Here is a 16,401-nt window from a genome sequence, read left to right as displayed (position 1 = left end):
CGTACTGAAACGACACTGCCCGCAGCAAGCGGGCAGTGTCGTTGGTCGAGTTATGCGTTCAGGCGTTAAATCGTGAAGGCGGCTTCCTGCTGGCCGGTTTTCAGATCACCCGCGCGCACCAGCTCATCGGTCACGCGGTCGATGGCGCGCTTGGCACGGCCGATCATCTCGTCCACTTCACCACGGTTGATGGTCAGCGGCGGTGCAAAGCCGAGAATGTCGCCCTGGGGCATGGCGCGGGCAATCAGATTTTCTTCCATAGCCGCTGCCGCCACCCGAGGGCCGACTTTCAGCGTGGGGTCGAAGTGCAGGCGCTGCTTGGCATCCGGTGAAAACTCCAGCGCCGCCATCAGGCCTACGCCGCGCACGTCGCCCAGCAACGGGTGGCCTTCGAAGGTCGCTTTCAGCTGCTGCTGGAAGTAAGCGCCGGTTTCTGCTGCGTTGCCCACCAAGTTTTCGCGCTCGATGATATCCAGGTTCGCCAGGCCAGCGGCACAGCCCAAGGCGTGGCCGGAATAGGTCCAGCCGTGGCCGATGGGGCCATATTCGCCGGTACCCTGCTCCAGCACTTTCCATACCTTGTCGCCGACGATGACACCCGACAGCGGCTGGTAGGCGCTGGTCAGGCCTTTGGCGATGGTGATCAGGTCTGGCTTCATGTTGTAGTGGTGGCTACCGAAGTCGGAGCCGGTACGGCCAAAACCACACACCACTTCGTCGGCGATCAGCAGCACGTCGTACTTGTCCAGCACCGGCTGAATCGCTTCCCAGTAGCCTTCTGGCGGCGGCACGATACCACCGGTGCCCAGCACCGGCTCGCCGATGAAGGCGGCCACGGTGTCCGGTCCCTCTTCCAGAATCATCGCTTCGAGCTTGTCCGCGCAGTAGGCGGAGAATTCGAGCTCGGTCATGCCGTGTTGTTCGGCGGCACGCAGGTAGTAGTGCGGCGCTTCGGTATGGCGAATGGTATCGATGGGCAGGTCGAAGTGGTCGTGGAACGCCTTCAGACCAGTCAGCGAGCCAGACGCGATGCCTGAGCCGTGGTAGCCGCGCATGCGCGAGATGACCTTTTTCTTCTGCGGGCGGCCCAGCACGTTGTTGTAGTAGCGCACGATCTTGAGCTGGGTTTCGTTGGCGTCAGAGCCGGACATGCCGTAGTAAACCTTGGACATGTTGAGGCCCGCGATTTTCAATACGCGCTCGGACAGCTCGATTTGCGGCTCGTTGGAGTGGCCGACGTAGGTGTGGTAGTAGGAAAGCTCAAGCGCCTGCTTGTAAATCGCTTCCGCCACTTCGGTGCGGCCATAACCGATGTTGACGCAGTAAAGGCCCGCAAAACCGTCGATGAACTCACGGCCATCTTTATCCACGATGTGGATGCCTTTACCGCCGGTAATCACGCGGCCCGGCGCATCGCCATGGGCGAAATCACGCAAATGGGTAGAGGCGTGGAAGGTGACTTTGCGGTCGCGTTCGATCAGGTCCTGATGCAAGCTCATAACGTTCTCTCTGTACGATACGCCTTTCACATATTAGAAAGGCTTCAATTCAATAGTACTGGGGCCAGCGGGGCTGGATAGGGGCTAAGCGAACCGTCTTTTTCAGGGATGAAAAAGCCGAGCGCCCAGGGATGGGTCTACAGCGTGTTCGTGTGCCCCTATCCAGCCATGCACAATGGCGATATTTAACTACCCGATACGGAACCCAGCGCCCCCAGGCAGTAGTACTTCGTTTCCAGGTACTCATCGATGCCCGTCGCGCCACCTTCACGGCCAAGGCCGGACTGTTTGACGCCGCCGAAAGGCACGGGCGGGCCGGTCATCTTCACCGAGTTGACGCTCACCATGCCGTACTCCAGCGCGCGCATCAGCTTCCAGATGCGGCGAATATCGTGGGTATAGATATACGCAGCCAAACCATATTCGGTGTCGTTGGCCATCTCGATCACTTCGTCGTCGCTACTATAAGCGGTAATGCCGGCCACGGGGGCAAAGTTCTCTTCCTGCCATACTTTCATTTGCGGCGTCACACCGGTCAGCAGCACCGGCATGAAGAAGTTATCGCCCGGCGCTTGGCTTTGGTCACCCGCGATCATCGTGGCACCTTTCGAGATCGCATCATCGACAATCGCAGCCGCTTTTTCGACCGCTTGGCGGTGAATCAGAGGGCCAAGATCCACTTCGCCGTGCAGGCCGTTGCCCACGGTGAGTGCCGCCATGCGCTCGGTGAACTGGGCCACGAACTCATCGTGAATGGATTCGTGTACCAGTATCCGGTTAGCGGCTAGGCAATCCTGCCCGGCGGTTTGGAACTTCGCGGCCACCGCCGCATAGGCGGCTTCTTTGGGGTCCATATCCGGTCCAACGATGAACGGCGCGTTGCCACCCAGCTCCAGCGAAAGACGTTTTACCGTATTGGCGCTCTGTTCGATGAGCAGGCGGCCCACGCGGGTGGAGCCGGTGAACGAGAGCGCACGAATGCGCGGTTCGCTGCATAAAATCTTGGAGACTTCCGCAGGGTCACCCAACACCACGTTGAAGATACCCTCCGGAATGCCCGCACGCTCGGCAAGCTCGGCCAGCGCCAGTGCCGAAAAAGGCGTCTCGTTGGCGGGCTTCACGATCACCGGGCAGCCTGCGGCCAGCGCAGCGGCGGCTTTACGGGTGATCATCGCCAGCGGGAAGTTCCAGGGTGTGATCATCGCCGCAATGCCCACCGGCTCCTTGATGGTGCCGAGCGATGCATTGGGAATGTGGCTTGGGATGGTTTCGCCGTAGGTGCGTTTGCCCTCTTCGGCGAACCAACGCACGAAGCTGGCACCGTACTCCACCTCACCACGAGCATCCGGCAGCGGTTTACCCTGCTCCAGCGTCATGATAGTGGCCAGGTCTTCACGGTTGGCTTGAATCAGGTCGTACCACGCCAGCAGGCGTTCGCAACGCTCATCGGCGCGCAGGGCGCGCCAGTGGACGAAGGCCGCTTCCGCTGCGTCCACCGCCGCGGTGATTTGAGCCGCCTCTAGCAGAGGAATATGACCAATGGCCTCATTCGTCGCGGGGTCAACCACCGCTTCTTCGCGGCCACCCTCGCCATGGGTCCATTTGCCATTCACATAGGCGTACTGCCGAAACAGGCGCGGATCTTCCAGACGTTTCACGAGCGTGGTGGATAGTGTGGTCATGAGTATCTCCCCAGGTGCAGCCAGTACGGTGAAGCCAGCCAACGGCGACACACCGTGTACATCGAAAGAGCCATTAACGGCGGTTAAGGCCGTGTGGAATCTATGTGCCTAGCGTAAGGGAGAACCATCACGAAGTGTTTTCGAAAGCGCCGGAGATTTCCGGCACTTTTTTTGTGGCAGGACGATTTAAATCGGTTTTTTTTGGCAGCCCATAAACGTAGCTATAGTGCGGCGCTGGTATCGATGCCGATGGGCTGATGCTTGACCGTTTTCGTCACGATATAGGTGAAGTAACGCTCGATGCCCGCCTCGGAGACCAGCCACTTATCCATTAGGCGCTGATAGCTGTCGATGCTGCGGGCCTCGAACTTGACCAGATAATCCACCCCGCCGCCGACGGCCACGCACTCGGTCACTTCGGGGGTTTGCATCACCAGGGCTTCGAAGCGGGCAAAGCTGTCGGCATTGTGCTGTTTGAGTTCGATCTGCACCCATACCGGGTTGCGCGGTACCAACACGTCGGCATTGATTCGCGCGGTGTAGCCCTCGATCACCCCAGCCTTTTCAAGGCGCTTCACCCGTTCCCAGCAGGGGCTAACGGACAGGTTAATCGCCTCGGCCAGTTTGGATTTGGTGATTCGCCCATCCCGAGAGAGGATATCAAGGATTTTGAGATCAAAACGGTCCAGTTTCATCATGCCGGGGGCTACGCCTCCAGGCGTTCGACAACATCGGCGATCACCGCCAGGGTATCCCCCATATTGATCAGTGACGGCGCACGGCGAGCCATGAGAATGCCGTCACGCTCAGCTTGGTAGGCCACCGGAGCCGTGCCGCTGCGGGTCATGTCGTAGACATAGGCGATGGTTTGACCCTTCTTCACTTCATCCCCCAGGGCCACTAACAGTTCCAACACGCCGGAGTGTTGGCTCTGCACGTAGCAGCTGGCATCGGGCATATCGAGGTACATCTGCCCACCTTCGGGCATCTCAACATCACCCGCTACTAGGCCGTAATGAATCAAGAAGTTGCGTACGCCACGCTCGGCAATGGCGATGCTTTGCGGTGTAGAGGTGCCGCCGCCGCCCAGCTCAGTGGCTACAAACACTTTGCCCTGGCGCTCGCAGGCAGTGTCGAACAGCTTTTCGGCATCCAGCTCAAACATCACCATGGCGTAAGGCGCACCAAAGGCCTTGGCACCTTCCAAGGCGGCCTGCTGCTGCTGTTTGTCATCCAACACATGAGAGGCACCAAACGGCAGGATATCCAGCGTGCGGCCGCCGGAGTGCAGATCGAGCACCACATCGCTCATGGGCACCAGTACGCGGGTGAAGTAGTCGGCAATTTGCGAAGTCACCGTGCCGTTGGGGTCACCGGGAAAGCTGCGATTCAGGTTGCCCTTGTCCATCGGGGAGGTACGCTTGCCTGCCATGACCGCCGGGGTGTTCATGCAGGGCACGATGATGACGCGGCCGGTCACGTCCTCTGCTTTGAGCGTCGAAGAGAGCTTGAGTAGGGAGGTAATTCCCTCGTACTCATCGCCGTGGTTGCCCCCCGTCAACAGCGCCGTAGGGCCTTCGCCGTTTTTCACCACCGTGACGGGAATCATCACCGCGCCCCAGGCCGACTCATCGGTGGAGATCGGCAGTTTTAAAAAGCCGTGCTGAACGCCGTCGGCGTCGAAATCAACGGTGGCAGCAATAGGGCTTGGGCGCAGTGAGTTCGGTTGAAGCGTCATTGTGTGTCCCTTGTGTTGTCACGCAGCTACTTGACGAACAGCTGGCGGGGGAAGTTTGCCAGCGTTTCGCAGCCGTCTTCGGTAATCAATATGCTTTCGGTAATTTCCAGCCCCCAGTCATCGACCCACAGGCCTGGCATGAAGTGGAACGTCATACCGGGCTGCAGAATCGTTTCGTCCGACGGGCGCAGGCTCATGGTGCGCTCGCCCCAGTCGGGGGGGTAGGAGATACCGATGGGGTAGCCACAGCGTGCGCCGCCGCGGTCAAAGCCGTACTTGTCCATCGCCGCGCCCAGCGCCATGGCGATATCGGCCGTGCGGTTACCGGGTTTGGCCACCGCCAAGCCGTGCTCGATGCCTTCCAGCAAGGCCGACTCGGCGCGGATGAAGTCGGTGGGCGGCGTGCCGAGAAACACGGTCCGGGACATGGGGGCATGGTAGCGTTTGAACACCCCGGCAATTTCGAAGAAGGTGCCCTCACCGCTGCGAAAAGGCGTGTCGTCCCAGGTCAAGTGTGGAGCAGCGGCGTCTTTACCGGTGGGCAGCATCGGTACGATGGCCGGATAGTCACCACCAAACACCTTGCCGTTCTCGTCCACGAAGCCTTCGATACCGACGCGATAGATTTCAGACACCAGCTTGCTCTTTGGCAGTCCTGGCTCGATCACCTCTAGAATGCGTGAGTGCATACCTTCGACGATTTTGGCCGCCACGCGCATATAGGCGACTTCTTGCGGTGACTTGATCGCCCGGCACCAGTTGACCAGTGCATTAGCATCCATGAAGCGTGCGTGGGGCAGCTCCTTGAGCAGGCTTTGGTAGGCTTTAGCAGAGAAGTAGTAGTTATCCATCTCCATACCCACCACGCCGGTGTGCCAACCGCGGTCGGGCATGATCGACTGCGCCAAATACTCCATCGGGTGCATGTCGGGGTTCTGGACGTAATAATCCGGGTAGTAGGTAATGTTGTCTGGATGAATCCAACAGGTGCGCAGCGCGCCGTTGGCATCCATACGTCGCCCAAACCACACCGGCTCGCCTTCCAGCCCTACCAATACACACTGGTGAACATAAAACGACCAGCCATCGTAGCCGGTTAGCCACGCCATGTTGGAGGGATCGCTGACGATCAGTACATCGATGCCGCGAACGGCCATTTCGGTACGCACCTTCCAAAGGCGGTTTGCATACTCTTCACGAGTGAAAGGCAGGGAAACCTCAGTCATCGGGCAACTCGCCATCAAAGATCACTAAGAACCAGCGCGAGCCGCAAGGACATGCCGCACTGGGCCACAGGATCGACCTGGCCACCGCCGCTGTTGGCCCGCCAATGTCGTCTTAAGCCGATACTAGCACCCACCCTTGGTTGCCGGTCAAAACCTTTATGACAAAAATTTCATATGCCGTTAACGTTGTATACATCGAGGTGTTAACAGCGCTCTTACTCCTTGGCACAAGGCGCTCTACGGGTTGCGAACTCGTAAGACTCTCACCCATGATAGTGAATGACGGCATTGGCTAGATAACGAGGAGATCATATGAAAATTGTCGTGCATATCGACGACGCGGCCCAGTGGCAGAACGCCATTGCCCAAGCGCTACCCCACGCGGACGTCGTGACGAGCGACGCTCCCCCTAGTGAGCGCGCCAATGCCGATTACCTCGCGGTGTGGAAAGCGCCCGCGCATCTCTTCGAGGAACAAACCCAGCTGAAGGGAATTATCAACCTGGGAGCCGGCGTCGATCATTTGCTCAAGACGCCTGAACTACCCAAAGACGTGCCCATCGTCAAATTGCGTGATGCCGGGATGAGCGAGCTGATGGCCGACTACGTGCTCTACGGCGTGCTGTATTTTTATCGCAGTATGGATCGTTACGCTGCGCAACAATCCAGCGCTTGTTGGCAGCCCCAGACAGTGCCGGATAAAGCAAACTGGCCAGTCGGCGTATTAGGGCTGGGCGCCATCGGTAGCTACGTCGCCAGTGCACTCCAGCAAGCAGGCTTCCCCGTTTTGGGCTGGAGCCGAACGCCCAAGCACATCAACGGTGTGCGCTGCTTACATGGCGATGAGGGTCTGAACGAGCTGTTGAGCCAAGTACAAAGCGTGGTGACGATCTTGCCTGACACCGCGGCAACCCGGCACATTCTCGACGGCGAGCGGCTGGCCCAACTGCCTAAAGGGGCCAGTGTCATCAATCCAGGTCGCGGTAGCCTGATCGACGAACAGGCGCTGCTCGATGCGTTGGGTCAGGACGAGCGTTCAGGCCATCTGCGCGGCGCGCTACTGGATGTGTTCGATAAAGAACCCTTGCCCGCTGACCATCCGCTATGGCGACACCCCAAGGTCATCGTCACGCCTCACATGGCGGCCCCCACACCGCTGAACGATGCCATCGACCAGGTCATCTCCTACCTGCATGCCTTCGATGCAGGAGAGCCGGTCGCCACCGTCGATCCCAAGCTGGGCTACTGACGGCAAGTAGCCCGCTCGCTATACTCACCCAAGGAACCAAGCGCTTGCTAAAGGCTCTTAGGACGACACACTGTAGGGAGGGAGAGCCTTTGCAATACACATTCGCTCGTAACACACGGCACGGCCTAATGGGCGCTACACTGACTGCCGCGCTGATGACGAACAGCGCCGCCGCGCTTGCCGATGACAGCGCTTCCTTGGCCTCTCCTCAGCCATTCGAGGCGCAGTACCGGCTTGACATTCGCGGCTGGCCGAGCGCCAACATTACCCATACGCTCACGCATGAAGGCTCGCATTGGCTGAGCGACATGAGTTTCTCCATTGCCGTCGCCCGAGGTAACGAGCGCAGTCGTTTCTACATCGATGATGGCGACACACACTCTTTGCTTTATAACAGCAGCTACTCTCTCTTCGGCGTCGGCGACAGCTATCAGCTCAACCAAGACGACATTCCCTCCATCGATCGTCAAGCCGCCCTGTTCGACCTCTCCCGCAGGGCTGGCACAGAAGGCTGCACCGAGAGCAACCCCTGCGATATCGACTTCGTGGATCACCGTGGGCGCGACGAACACTTCCAGTACTTCGTGAACGAGCCCACTACAGCCCGTGTGCCTGCCGGTGAGTTCGACGCCAAGCAGGTCACGCTGATCGATGCTGAAAAGCCCGATCGGCATTTGCTGATCAACTTCCATCCTGACTGGCCGGGGCTCATCCTCTCAGCCACCTATGAAAAAGAGGGGCGCCGACAAACGACGCTCACCATGACCCAGTTCACCCCTGCCGAGGATAACGCGCCCTAAATGCTGTCTGGCCTATTGATCGTTTTACTGCCGCTGTTTTTGGGCTACTTGGTACGCGTTGGCTCATCAACTTTACTCAACCTGATCAACCGAGCCGTTAGCGGCTCGGTATATGTGATCCTGCTGTTGATGGGCATCAGCCTTGCCGGTCTCGACAACCTAGGCAGCCAGCTCTCCCGTTTGGGGGGCAATGCCCTGCTGCTGTTTAGCATGACCACCCTATTTAACCTAGCGGCGCTATGGTGGCTGTCACGGCGGGTACGACTCAGCGCGGGCGGCTCGCCAGTGGTGAAAGATGCCCCCACCAGTAAACTCGCCGCGATGCAGGGCTCGTTAATGTTAGTGGGAGTGGTCGCCGCGGGTGTCACTGCAGGTCTGCTGCTGGGGCCTAGGGTTGGCGAGGCGCTATTCACCACGGCTGACCGGCTGGCGGAGTGGGTGCTCTATCTGCTGCTGGCGTTGATTGGCTGCCAGTTACGCAACTCCGGCATGCCGTTGAAGCAGATTTTGCTAAACCGCTTGGGGCTTGCCATTGCCATCACGCTGGCGCTGAGCTCGCTGCTGGCGGGACTGGCCGCCGCGCCGCTGCTCTCGCTGAGCTGGAACGAAGGATTGGCCCTGGCTTCTGGGTTTGGATGGTACTCGCTGTCGGCCATCCTGATTGGCGACCAGCTCGGCCCTTTGATGGGCGGCGTGGCGTTCTTCAACGACCTCACCCGCGAGCTGCTGGCGTTCATTTTGATTCCCTTGGTCATTCACCGCCACACCGCACTGGCAATTGGCTACGGCGGGGCCACCTCCATGGACTTCACCTTGCCCATCATACAACAACACGGCGGCGTGGCCTGCGTGCCGATCGCGGTGGTTAGCGGTTTTATCCTGTCGCTGCTGTCGCCTCCGCTGATACTGTTTTTTCTTTCGCTGTCGGGTTAGCGCGTACGGGCGCTCCTTGGGTAGGATACGCAGCAAGTGCTCTGCTTTATTCATCACCAAGGACGCCCACCCGCCATGCTCAACGGAATTTGGTTAAGTTTTTTCATTGCCGCCTTTGCGGCATCGCTTTGGCAGTGGCTGGTGGGTGGCGACAGCGAGGTGTTTGCCCGCCTAGTGCAGTCGCTGTTCGATATGGCGAAGGTCAGCGTCGATATCATTCTGGTGCTGCTGGGCACCATGACGCTGTGGCTGGGGTTTCTGGCCATTGCCGAAAAGGCGGGCTTGATACGCCTGCTGGGGCGAGTGCTCGACCCGCTGTTCTGCCGATTGATGCCCGAGGTGCCCCGCGGCCACCCCGCCATGGGGCTGATCAGCATGAACTTTGCCGCCAACATTCTGGGGCTGGACAACGCTGCGACGCCGATTGGCATCAAGGCGATGCACTCGCTGCAAACCCTGAACCCCAGCCGCGATACAGCCAGCAATGCGCAAATTCTGTTTCTGGTGCTGAACACCTCGTCGCTGACCCTGCTGCCCGTCACGATCTTCATGTACCGTGCCCAGCAAGGGGCGGACGAGCCAACGCTGGTCTTTTTACCGATCCTGTTGGCGACAAGCGCCTCCAGTCTGGCAGGGCTGATAGCCGTGGCGATCATGCAGCGCCTGAAACTATGGCAACCGGTGGTGTTGGCCTACCTGTTAGCCGCAGCACTCGCGCTGGGCCTGCTGATGACCACACTCGCCGGGATGTCCGCCCAGGCACTGGCGGCGGCGTCTACTCTGGTCGGTAACCTAACGCTATTTAGCATCGTGATACTGTTCTTGATGGTTGGGGCGCTACGCGGCGTCAAGGTGTACGACGCTTTTATCGAAGGGGCTAAAGAGGGCCTGAGCTTTACCATCACCCTACTGCCCTACCTGATTGCCATGCTGGTCGCGGTGGGTGTGCTGCGCGCCAGCGGCGTGCTGGATGCCGGGCTTGGCGGTATCCGCTGGCTGGTGGAGGGCATTGGCTGGGATACCCGCTTCGTGGATGCGCTGCCCACCGCCTTTGTGAAACCGCTTTCTGGCAGTGGCTCCCGTGCCATGATGATCGAAACCATGAACACCTTTGGGGTCGATAGCTTTCCTGGGCTACTGGCCGCGACCTTCCAAGGCAGCACCGAAACCACGTTTTACGTGCTGGCGGTTTACTTCGGCGCGGTGGGCATTACACGCATTCGTCATGGTCTTGGCTGCGCGTTGATAGCCGACGCGGCAGGCATCACCACCGCCGTTTTCGTATGCTATTGGTTCTTTGGTTAAGTTAAGAAGCGAGCCTAGCGCTTTCGTTCTGAATGTTCGGCATCTACCTTTCAAAGCCACGTCATACCATTCACGGACGAAAGGTGACACATGCCAGGCGCCAGCACGCTATGGATTGCGCTCGCGGCACTCTTCTGGGGGATTTCCGGAGGCATCGCGGGCATCTTATTAGACAGCGGCTGGGATGCCACCGTCGTCTCATTTTATCGTGGTTTCGTTGGGCTTATCTTTGCACTGCTGTGGCTGTTGGTGCAGCGGGGCGGCCGTGGCTTGGCCAGCCATTCGCTGTGGTTCTGGTCAGTGGTGGCAGGCTTAGGGGTTGCGGGCAACTTCACGTTTTATTTTCTGAGTATTGAGTACGGCAACGTGGCGGTGGCGGCGACATTAATGTACTGCGCCCCGGTGTTTGTCTATCTGGCCTCGTTTGTGCTGAAGCTTTAGCGTCCTACGGCCGTTAAGTGGCTGGCCATCGCGCTGATCATGGTCGGCGTGGTGCTACTAACCAAGCTGTACGCCATTGGCGCAGGCGATCTGTCGCTGATGGGCGTCGCCACGGGGCTGCTGGCGGGGCTTTCCTATGCGCTGTTCATTTTTGGCTTCAAGTACGCCGCCCCCCATGGCAGTCCTTCCGCCGTGCTTTCGATTGCCTTTACGGTGCTGGTCATCGTTCTGCTCGTGCCCGCCGACCTCTCTCAGACACTCAGCGTGGTCAGCGCGCCACAGCTTCCGCTGTTTGTGGCGCTGGGTATTTTAGGCGCGGGCTTATCCTTCTTGCTCTACGTGATGGGGATCAGGCACGCGGCCCCGGCAATGGCGTCGATGGTGGCAATGGTCGAGCCCGTGACCGCCACGCTGTTTGGGGTGGCGGTGCTGGGAGAAAGCTTGGAGATGATTCAGATGCTCGGCATGGGAATTATCTTATTCACAGTGACCGCGCTGAGCGTGACGTCCCGCTAACGGGCCATCGCTTCGCCACTTAGGGGCGCACTTAGCGCCCTACGCAGCGCTGGCCCCGAAAGCTCCTGGCCAATCAGCACGGTAAGTTTCGCCACCGCGGCTTCCAGGGTGATGTCGCCTCCGGCAATCACGCCAGCCTGGTTAAGCGCCGCCCCCGTGGCGTAAGCGCCTTGCACGACTTCCCCTTGGGCGCACTGAGTCACGTTAAGCAGTGCCACGCCCCTCTCATTGGCGGCTTTTAAAGCATCCAGCAGCTCGCCGTCAAAACTCGGCGGGTTGCCCACGCCGTAGCTATGCAGCACAAGCCCTTTTAGCGCGGCGTCTTCCAACAGCGCTTTAGCGCGCCGTAGCGACATTCCTGGATGCAGCGGCAGTACCGCCACCGCTTCATCGTCTAGCTGAAGGGGAGCAAAGTTAGGCTCCCCACTGAGCAGCGCCGAGGGCTGGGGAAAGGTGATGTCAATGCCGATCTCGGCCAGCCAGGGGAAATTGGGAGAATCGAAGGCATCCAGACCTTGCGTGCGCACCTTACGGGCGCGATTGCCGCGCAGCAGCCGGTCATGGAAGAGCAGGCTCACTTCGCAGGGCGTTGCCGGATGAGCCGCTAGCTGTAATGCGCTGACCACGTTGTTCAGCGCGTCACTTCTTGGCTCACCCAGCGGAATTTGGGAGCCGGTGAAGAGCACCGGCTTGTTAATCGCACCGAGCATGAACGACAGCGCCGCAGTGCTGTAGGCCATGGTATCGGTGCCATGCAAAATCACGAAGGCATCGTAAGCCTGCCAGTGACTCTCTAGCGCTGCCACGAGACGATTCCACGCCTCGGGCATCAGCTCAGCGCTGTCGATCAGTGGCTGTATTTCAACCACCTCGAAGACAGGCAGCCGATAAGGATCACCTACGGCCAAGTGCGCCGCCAAGCGCTCGGCCAGCCCCGCGCTGGGCACATACCCTTGGGGCGAGGGTTGCATACCGATGGTGCCGCCCGTATAGAGGATGAGGACGCGGGGCATGGGTTCTCCTTATGAGCTGAAAAGAAGCGAACTTACTTCGCTAGCGCATTTTCCAGGCGCTGTTTTAGCGCTTCGGCCTCTTGGGGCTCCAGCTCCCACGCTTTGGGGTCCAGGTCGAGATCCGGGTGCTGGTTGGCGTCGAAAATCGGCTGTTCGATGCCCTGACGGCGCTGACTGTCAAAATCCTTCATAATGCGCAGACCGCATTTGAACAGCAGAATGAGCGCCACGAGGTTAACGACCGCCAAGAGGCCCATGGTGACGTCGGCAAAACCGAACACGGTGCCTAGGTCAGTCGTCGCGCCCCAGCACACCAGCAGCACGATGGCCACGCGGAAGGCGTTGAACAGATTCTGGTTATCACGGCTGAAGAAGTTCAGGCTGTTTTCGCCCAGGTAGTAGTTGTACAAAATGGTGCTGAAGGCAAACAGCAGCAGCGCTAGGCTCACGAAGGTGCGGCCCCACTCACCCACATGGTCTGCCAGAGCAGCTTGGGTCAACGCAATACCTTCGACACCCGCACCAGCAGCCGGGTCATACACGCCACTAAGCAGAATCAGAAACGCCGTGGCCGAACAGATGATGACCGTGTCGATAAACACCGAGAACGCCTGAACGATCCCTTGGTTGGCCGGGTGCGGCACGTAGGCAACGGCGGCCACGTTGGGCGCACTGCCCAAGCCCGCTTCGTTGGAGAACAGGCCGCGCTTCAAGCCCATCATGATGGCCGCGCCAATACCGCCGCCCACCAGCGGCTCCAAACCAAAGGCGCTCTTCACGATCAGCGCGATCACGCCAGGAATCTCAGTGATGTTCAACGCAATGACCAGCAGCGCCACGGCGATGTACCCCACGGCCATGAACGGCACCAAAAATTCGGAAATTCGGGCAATCCGCTTGATACCGCCAAAGATGATCAGCCCCACCAGCATGGCCAGCGCGATACCGCTGTACAGCACCGGCACGCCAAAGGCATCGCCAAAGGACGTGGCAACCGCATAGGACTGTAGAGCTGTAAAGGCAAAACCGAAGGTAATCAGCAGCAGAACCGAGTAGAACGCCGCCAGCCAGCGCCACTGCTTGCCCAGGCCTTTGACGATGTAGTACGCCGGGCCGCCACGGTAGGTGCCGTCGCCCTCGGCCTCTTTATAGGTTTGCGCCAGCGTACACTCCAGAAAGCTGGTGGCCATGCCCATCAGGCCGACGAGCCACATCCAGAAAATGGCCCCAGGACCGCCCAGCGTAATCGCCACGGCCACACCGGCAATGTTACCACCGCCTACACGACCCGCCACTGACAGCACCAGCGCCTGGAACGAGCTCAAGTGGCCGTACTGGTTACGCTTGAAGGCTTGTCCTGTGCCCAGGATGCGGAACATTTCACCAAAATAGCGAAACTGTACGAAGCGGGAGGCAACGGTAAAACCGATCCCCACTCCCACCAGTAAAACAAGTAATACCTTCCCCCAGAGGAGGTCATTGAGCATATCGAGCATGGAGTACTCTCCGCGTTATTATTGAGCGTTATGTTGTAAGTTGCGTCGTTAACGACCGCGTCTTTGTGCTATTGGGATGCGCGGAGAGTGTTGTACCAAGCCAAGGGCGGGATGAAATTTGGCGCAGCGGTGCAGTTGGTTGCACTCACTGCGCCAATTGCTGCACCAGAGTGCATCACAAAAAAAACGGTGCGGGCCAAGGGGCCGCGCACCGCTGTCGTTACTCACCGATAAACGCCGTTAGAGACCCGCTTTAGCCGCTCGCGCTGCGTGAAGCTTCTTGTAGCTTTCGATCAGGCGCTGGTGGCGATCCAAGCCCTCTAACTGCATATTGGTGGGCGTGAGGCCGTGAAAGCGTACCGTGCCGTCTACCGAACCGACGACGGCTTCCATGGTGGCTTCGCCGAACATGCGTTTGAAGTTGGGCAGGTAGTCCTCCAGCGCCAGCTCGTCGTCCAGGGCAATTTCTAGCACCGCGTTCACGGCTTGATAGAACAGGCCGCGCTCGACAGTGTTGTCGTTGTACTGGAGGAACATCTGCACGCAGTCCAGCGCCTCTTCATGGCGTTGCAGGGCCAGGTAGACCAGCAGTTTGAGCTCCAGAATGGTCAGCTGGCCCCACACGGTGTTCTCGTCGAACTCGATGCCGATTAGCGTGATGATATCGGCGTGGTCGTCCATCTGGCTCTCTTCCAGCCGCTCGACCAGATCGGTGAGCTGCTCGTCGTCCAGGCGGTGCAGGTTGAGGATATCTTCGCGGTAATCCAGCGCCTTGTTGGTGTTGTCCCAAATCAGGTCTTCGATGGGGTACACCTCGGAGTAGCCCGGCACCAGAATACGGCATACCGGTGCGCCCAGGTCTTCGTGCACCGCCATGTACACTTCGGCCCCCAGCTCCTCGAAAATGCCGAACAGGGTCTCGGCTTCCTCTTCGTTGCTGCCGGAGAAGTCCCACTCGCTGAACTCGAAATCAGGCTTGGCACTGAAGAAGCGCCAGGAGACCACGCCCACCGAGTCGATGAAGTGCTCGACGAAGTTGTTGGGCTCGGACACCGTTTGCGAGTTGAAGGTCGGCAGCGGCAGGTCGTTCAGGCCTTCAAAGCTGCGGCCCTGCAACAGCTCGGTCAGGCTGCGCTCCAGCGCTACTTCGAAGCTTGGGTGGGCACCGAAGGAGGCAAACACGCCGCCGGTGCGCGGGTTCATCAGCGTGACGCACATCACCGGGAACTGCCCGCCCATGGAGGCATCCTTCACCAGTATCGGGAAGCCTTGAGCTTCCAGGGCATTAATGCCCTCTACAATGCTCGGGTACTTGGCCAGCACTTCTTGGGGTACGTCGGGCAGGGTCAGCTCCTGCTCGAGGATCTCACGCTTCACCGCCCGCTCGAAAATTTCAGATAAACACTGCACCTGAGCTTCCACCAGGGTATTGCCCGCGCTCATACCGTTACTGAGGAACAGGTTCTCGATCAGGTTGGAGGGGAAGTAGACCGTTTCGCCATCGCTCTGGCGCACGAACGGCAGCGAGACGATGCCCCGGTCTTCGCGGCCCGAGTTGGTATCGATCAGGTGCGAGCCGCCAAGCTCGCCTTCGGGGTTATAAATCGCCAGGCAGTGCTCGTCGAGAATCTCGGCGGGCAGCTCGTCATTCGGGCCGGGCTTGAACCACATCTCATTGGGATAGTGTACGAACGCGCTGCCCGCGATCTCTTCACCGAAGAATTGATCGTTGTAGAAGAAGTTGCAGCTCAAACGCTCGATGAACTCGCCCAGCGCCGAGCAGAGCGCGCTCTCTTTGGTCGCGCCTTTACCGTTGGTAAAGCACATCGGCGATGCCGCGTCGCGGATATGCAGCGACCACACGTGGGGCACGATATTGCGCCAGGAAGCGATCTCGATCTTCATACCGAGGTCGGCCAGAATACCGCTCATGTTGGCAATGGTCTGCTCCAGCGGCAAGTCTTTGCCTTCGATGTAGGTGCTGCTCCCTTCCGGCGCGCCCATCAGCAGCGCCTGAGCGTCCTCGTCGATGTTCTCGACCACCTCGATCTGAAATTCCGGGCCGGTCTGCACGACCTTCTTCACCGTGCAGCGGTCAATGGAGCGGAGGATGCCTTCGCGATCCTTTTCCGAGATATCTTCCGGCAGCTCGACCTGGATTTTGAAGATCTGCTTATAGCGGTTTTCCGGATCGACGATATTGTTCTGCGACAGGCGAATGTTCTCGGTGGGAATATTGCGCGCGTTGCAGTACACCTTGACGAAGTAAGCGGCACACATGGCCGACGAGGCCAGGAAGTAGTCGAATGGGCCGGGGGCCGAGCCGTCGCCCTTATAGCGAATCGGCTGGTCGGAGATGACCGTAAAATCGTCGAACTTGGACTCCAGGCGGAGGTTGTCGAGGTAGTTAACTTTGATTTCCATGGGCGGGCGTCCAGAATAATGAGTGTGCCTGAGCGCCAACGCATCAGGCGAATGGCGGCCATTATCCAGTTTTTTGCCCG

The 16,401-nt window shown here is 59.3% G+C and carries 14 protein-coding genes; 6 read left to right on the top strand and 8 right to left on the bottom strand.

The window, feature by feature from the left end:
• Window positions 1-65: 65 nt before the first annotated feature.
• The 5 genes from MHM37_RS04475 to doeA all read right to left on the bottom strand — a co-directional run bounded on the left by MHM37_RS04475 (window position 66) and on the right by doeA (window position 6,145).
• Window positions 66-1,499 carry an aspartate aminotransferase family protein gene (locus tag MHM37_RS04475; RefSeq protein ID WP_239295973.1) on the bottom strand — a complete coding sequence of 478 codons (1,434 nt, stop codon included), beginning with the start codon at window positions 1,497-1,499 and terminating at the stop codon, window positions 66-68.
• Between the two features lie 185 nt (window positions 1,500-1,684).
• Complete coding sequence (locus tag MHM37_RS04470; protein WP_239295974.1) at window positions 1,685-3,181, bottom strand: NAD-dependent succinate-semialdehyde dehydrogenase; 1,497 nt, start codon at window positions 3,179-3,181, stop codon at window positions 1,685-1,687.
• Between the two features lie 221 nt (window positions 3,182-3,402).
• Complete coding sequence (locus tag MHM37_RS04465; protein WP_139526464.1) at window positions 3,403-3,879, bottom strand: Lrp/AsnC family transcriptional regulator; 477 nt, start codon at window positions 3,877-3,879, stop codon at window positions 3,403-3,405.
• Window positions 3,880-3,887: 8 nt separating this feature from the next.
• Complete coding sequence (gene doeB, locus MHM37_RS04460) at window positions 3,888-4,919, bottom strand: N(2)-acetyl-L-2,4-diaminobutanoate deacetylase DoeB (protein ID WP_139526463.1); 1,032 nt, start codon at window positions 4,917-4,919, stop codon at window positions 3,888-3,890.
• Between the two features lie 26 nt (window positions 4,920-4,945).
• Window positions 4,946-6,145: an ectoine hydrolase DoeA gene (doeA, locus tag MHM37_RS04455; RefSeq protein ID WP_139526462.1), complete on the bottom strand. Its 1,200-nt coding sequence runs from the start codon at window positions 6,143-6,145 to the stop codon at window positions 4,946-4,948.
• Between the two features lie 312 nt (window positions 6,146-6,457).
• On the opposite strand from doeA, the gene MHM37_RS04450 reads away from it, so the two are divergent.
• The 6 genes from MHM37_RS04450 (at window position 6,458) to MHM37_RS17170 (ending at window position 11,388) form a co-directional block, all read left to right on the top strand.
• The gene (locus MHM37_RS04450) at window positions 6,458-7,393 is read left to right on the top strand and encodes a glyoxylate/hydroxypyruvate reductase A (RefSeq protein ID WP_239295975.1); all 936 of its coding nucleotides are present in this window, start codon (window positions 6,458-6,460) and stop codon (window positions 7,391-7,393) included.
• Window positions 7,394-7,548: 155 nt separating this feature from the next.
• On the top strand, window positions 7,549-8,193 hold the full coding sequence (locus MHM37_RS04445; RefSeq protein WP_239296056.1) for a hypothetical protein: 645 nt from the start codon (window positions 7,549-7,551) through the stop codon (window positions 8,191-8,193).
• Window positions 8,194-9,126: a lysine exporter LysO family protein gene (locus MHM37_RS04440; protein WP_239295976.1), complete on the top strand. Its 933-nt coding sequence runs from the start codon at window positions 8,194-8,196 to the stop codon at window positions 9,124-9,126. It abuts the gene before it with no gap.
• A gap of 75 nt (window positions 9,127-9,201) precedes the next feature.
• Window positions 9,202-10,431 carry a spore maturation protein gene (locus MHM37_RS04435; protein WP_239295977.1) on the top strand — a complete coding sequence of 410 codons (1,230 nt, stop codon included), beginning with the start codon at window positions 9,202-9,204 and terminating at the stop codon, window positions 10,429-10,431.
• 90 nt (window positions 10,432-10,521) lie between these two features.
• A complete protein-coding gene (locus tag MHM37_RS17175) occupies window positions 10,522-10,872 on the top strand; it encodes a DMT family transporter (protein ID WP_343218243.1) in 351 nt (116 codons plus the stop codon).
• A gap of 39 nt (window positions 10,873-10,911) precedes the next feature.
• Window positions 10,912-11,388 carry a DMT family transporter gene (locus MHM37_RS17170; protein ID WP_343218242.1) on the top strand — a complete coding sequence of 159 codons (477 nt, stop codon included), beginning with the start codon at window positions 10,912-10,914 and terminating at the stop codon, window positions 11,386-11,388.
• On the opposite strand, the gene MHM37_RS04425 is transcribed toward MHM37_RS17170, so the two are convergent.
• From MHM37_RS04425 to MHM37_RS04415, 3 genes are all read right to left on the bottom strand, one after another.
• Window positions 11,385-12,401 (bottom strand): asparaginase, encoded by a 1,017-nt coding sequence (locus tag MHM37_RS04425; RefSeq protein WP_239295978.1) that lies wholly within the window; start codon window positions 12,399-12,401, stop codon window positions 11,385-11,387. The genes MHM37_RS17170 and MHM37_RS04425 overlap by 4 nt on opposite strands.
• A gap of 32 nt (window positions 12,402-12,433) precedes the next feature.
• Window positions 12,434-13,897, bottom strand: a complete 1,464-nt coding sequence (locus MHM37_RS04420) for an alanine/glycine:cation symporter family protein (protein WP_239295979.1) — start codon at window positions 13,895-13,897, stop codon at window positions 12,434-12,436.
• Window positions 13,898-14,137: 240 nt separating this feature from the next.
• Window positions 14,138-16,321: an OsmC domain/YcaO domain-containing protein gene (locus MHM37_RS04415; RefSeq protein WP_239295980.1), complete on the bottom strand. Its 2,184-nt coding sequence runs from the start codon at window positions 16,319-16,321 to the stop codon at window positions 14,138-14,140.
• Between the last annotated feature and the right edge of the window lie 80 nt (window positions 16,322-16,401).

This window comes from Halomonas sp. MMH1-48 (assembly GCF_022348105.1).
Lineage (GTDB): Bacteria > Pseudomonadota > Gammaproteobacteria > Pseudomonadales > Halomonadaceae > Vreelandella > Vreelandella piezotolerans.
This window is presented reverse-complemented; position numbering and strand designations above follow the sequence as displayed.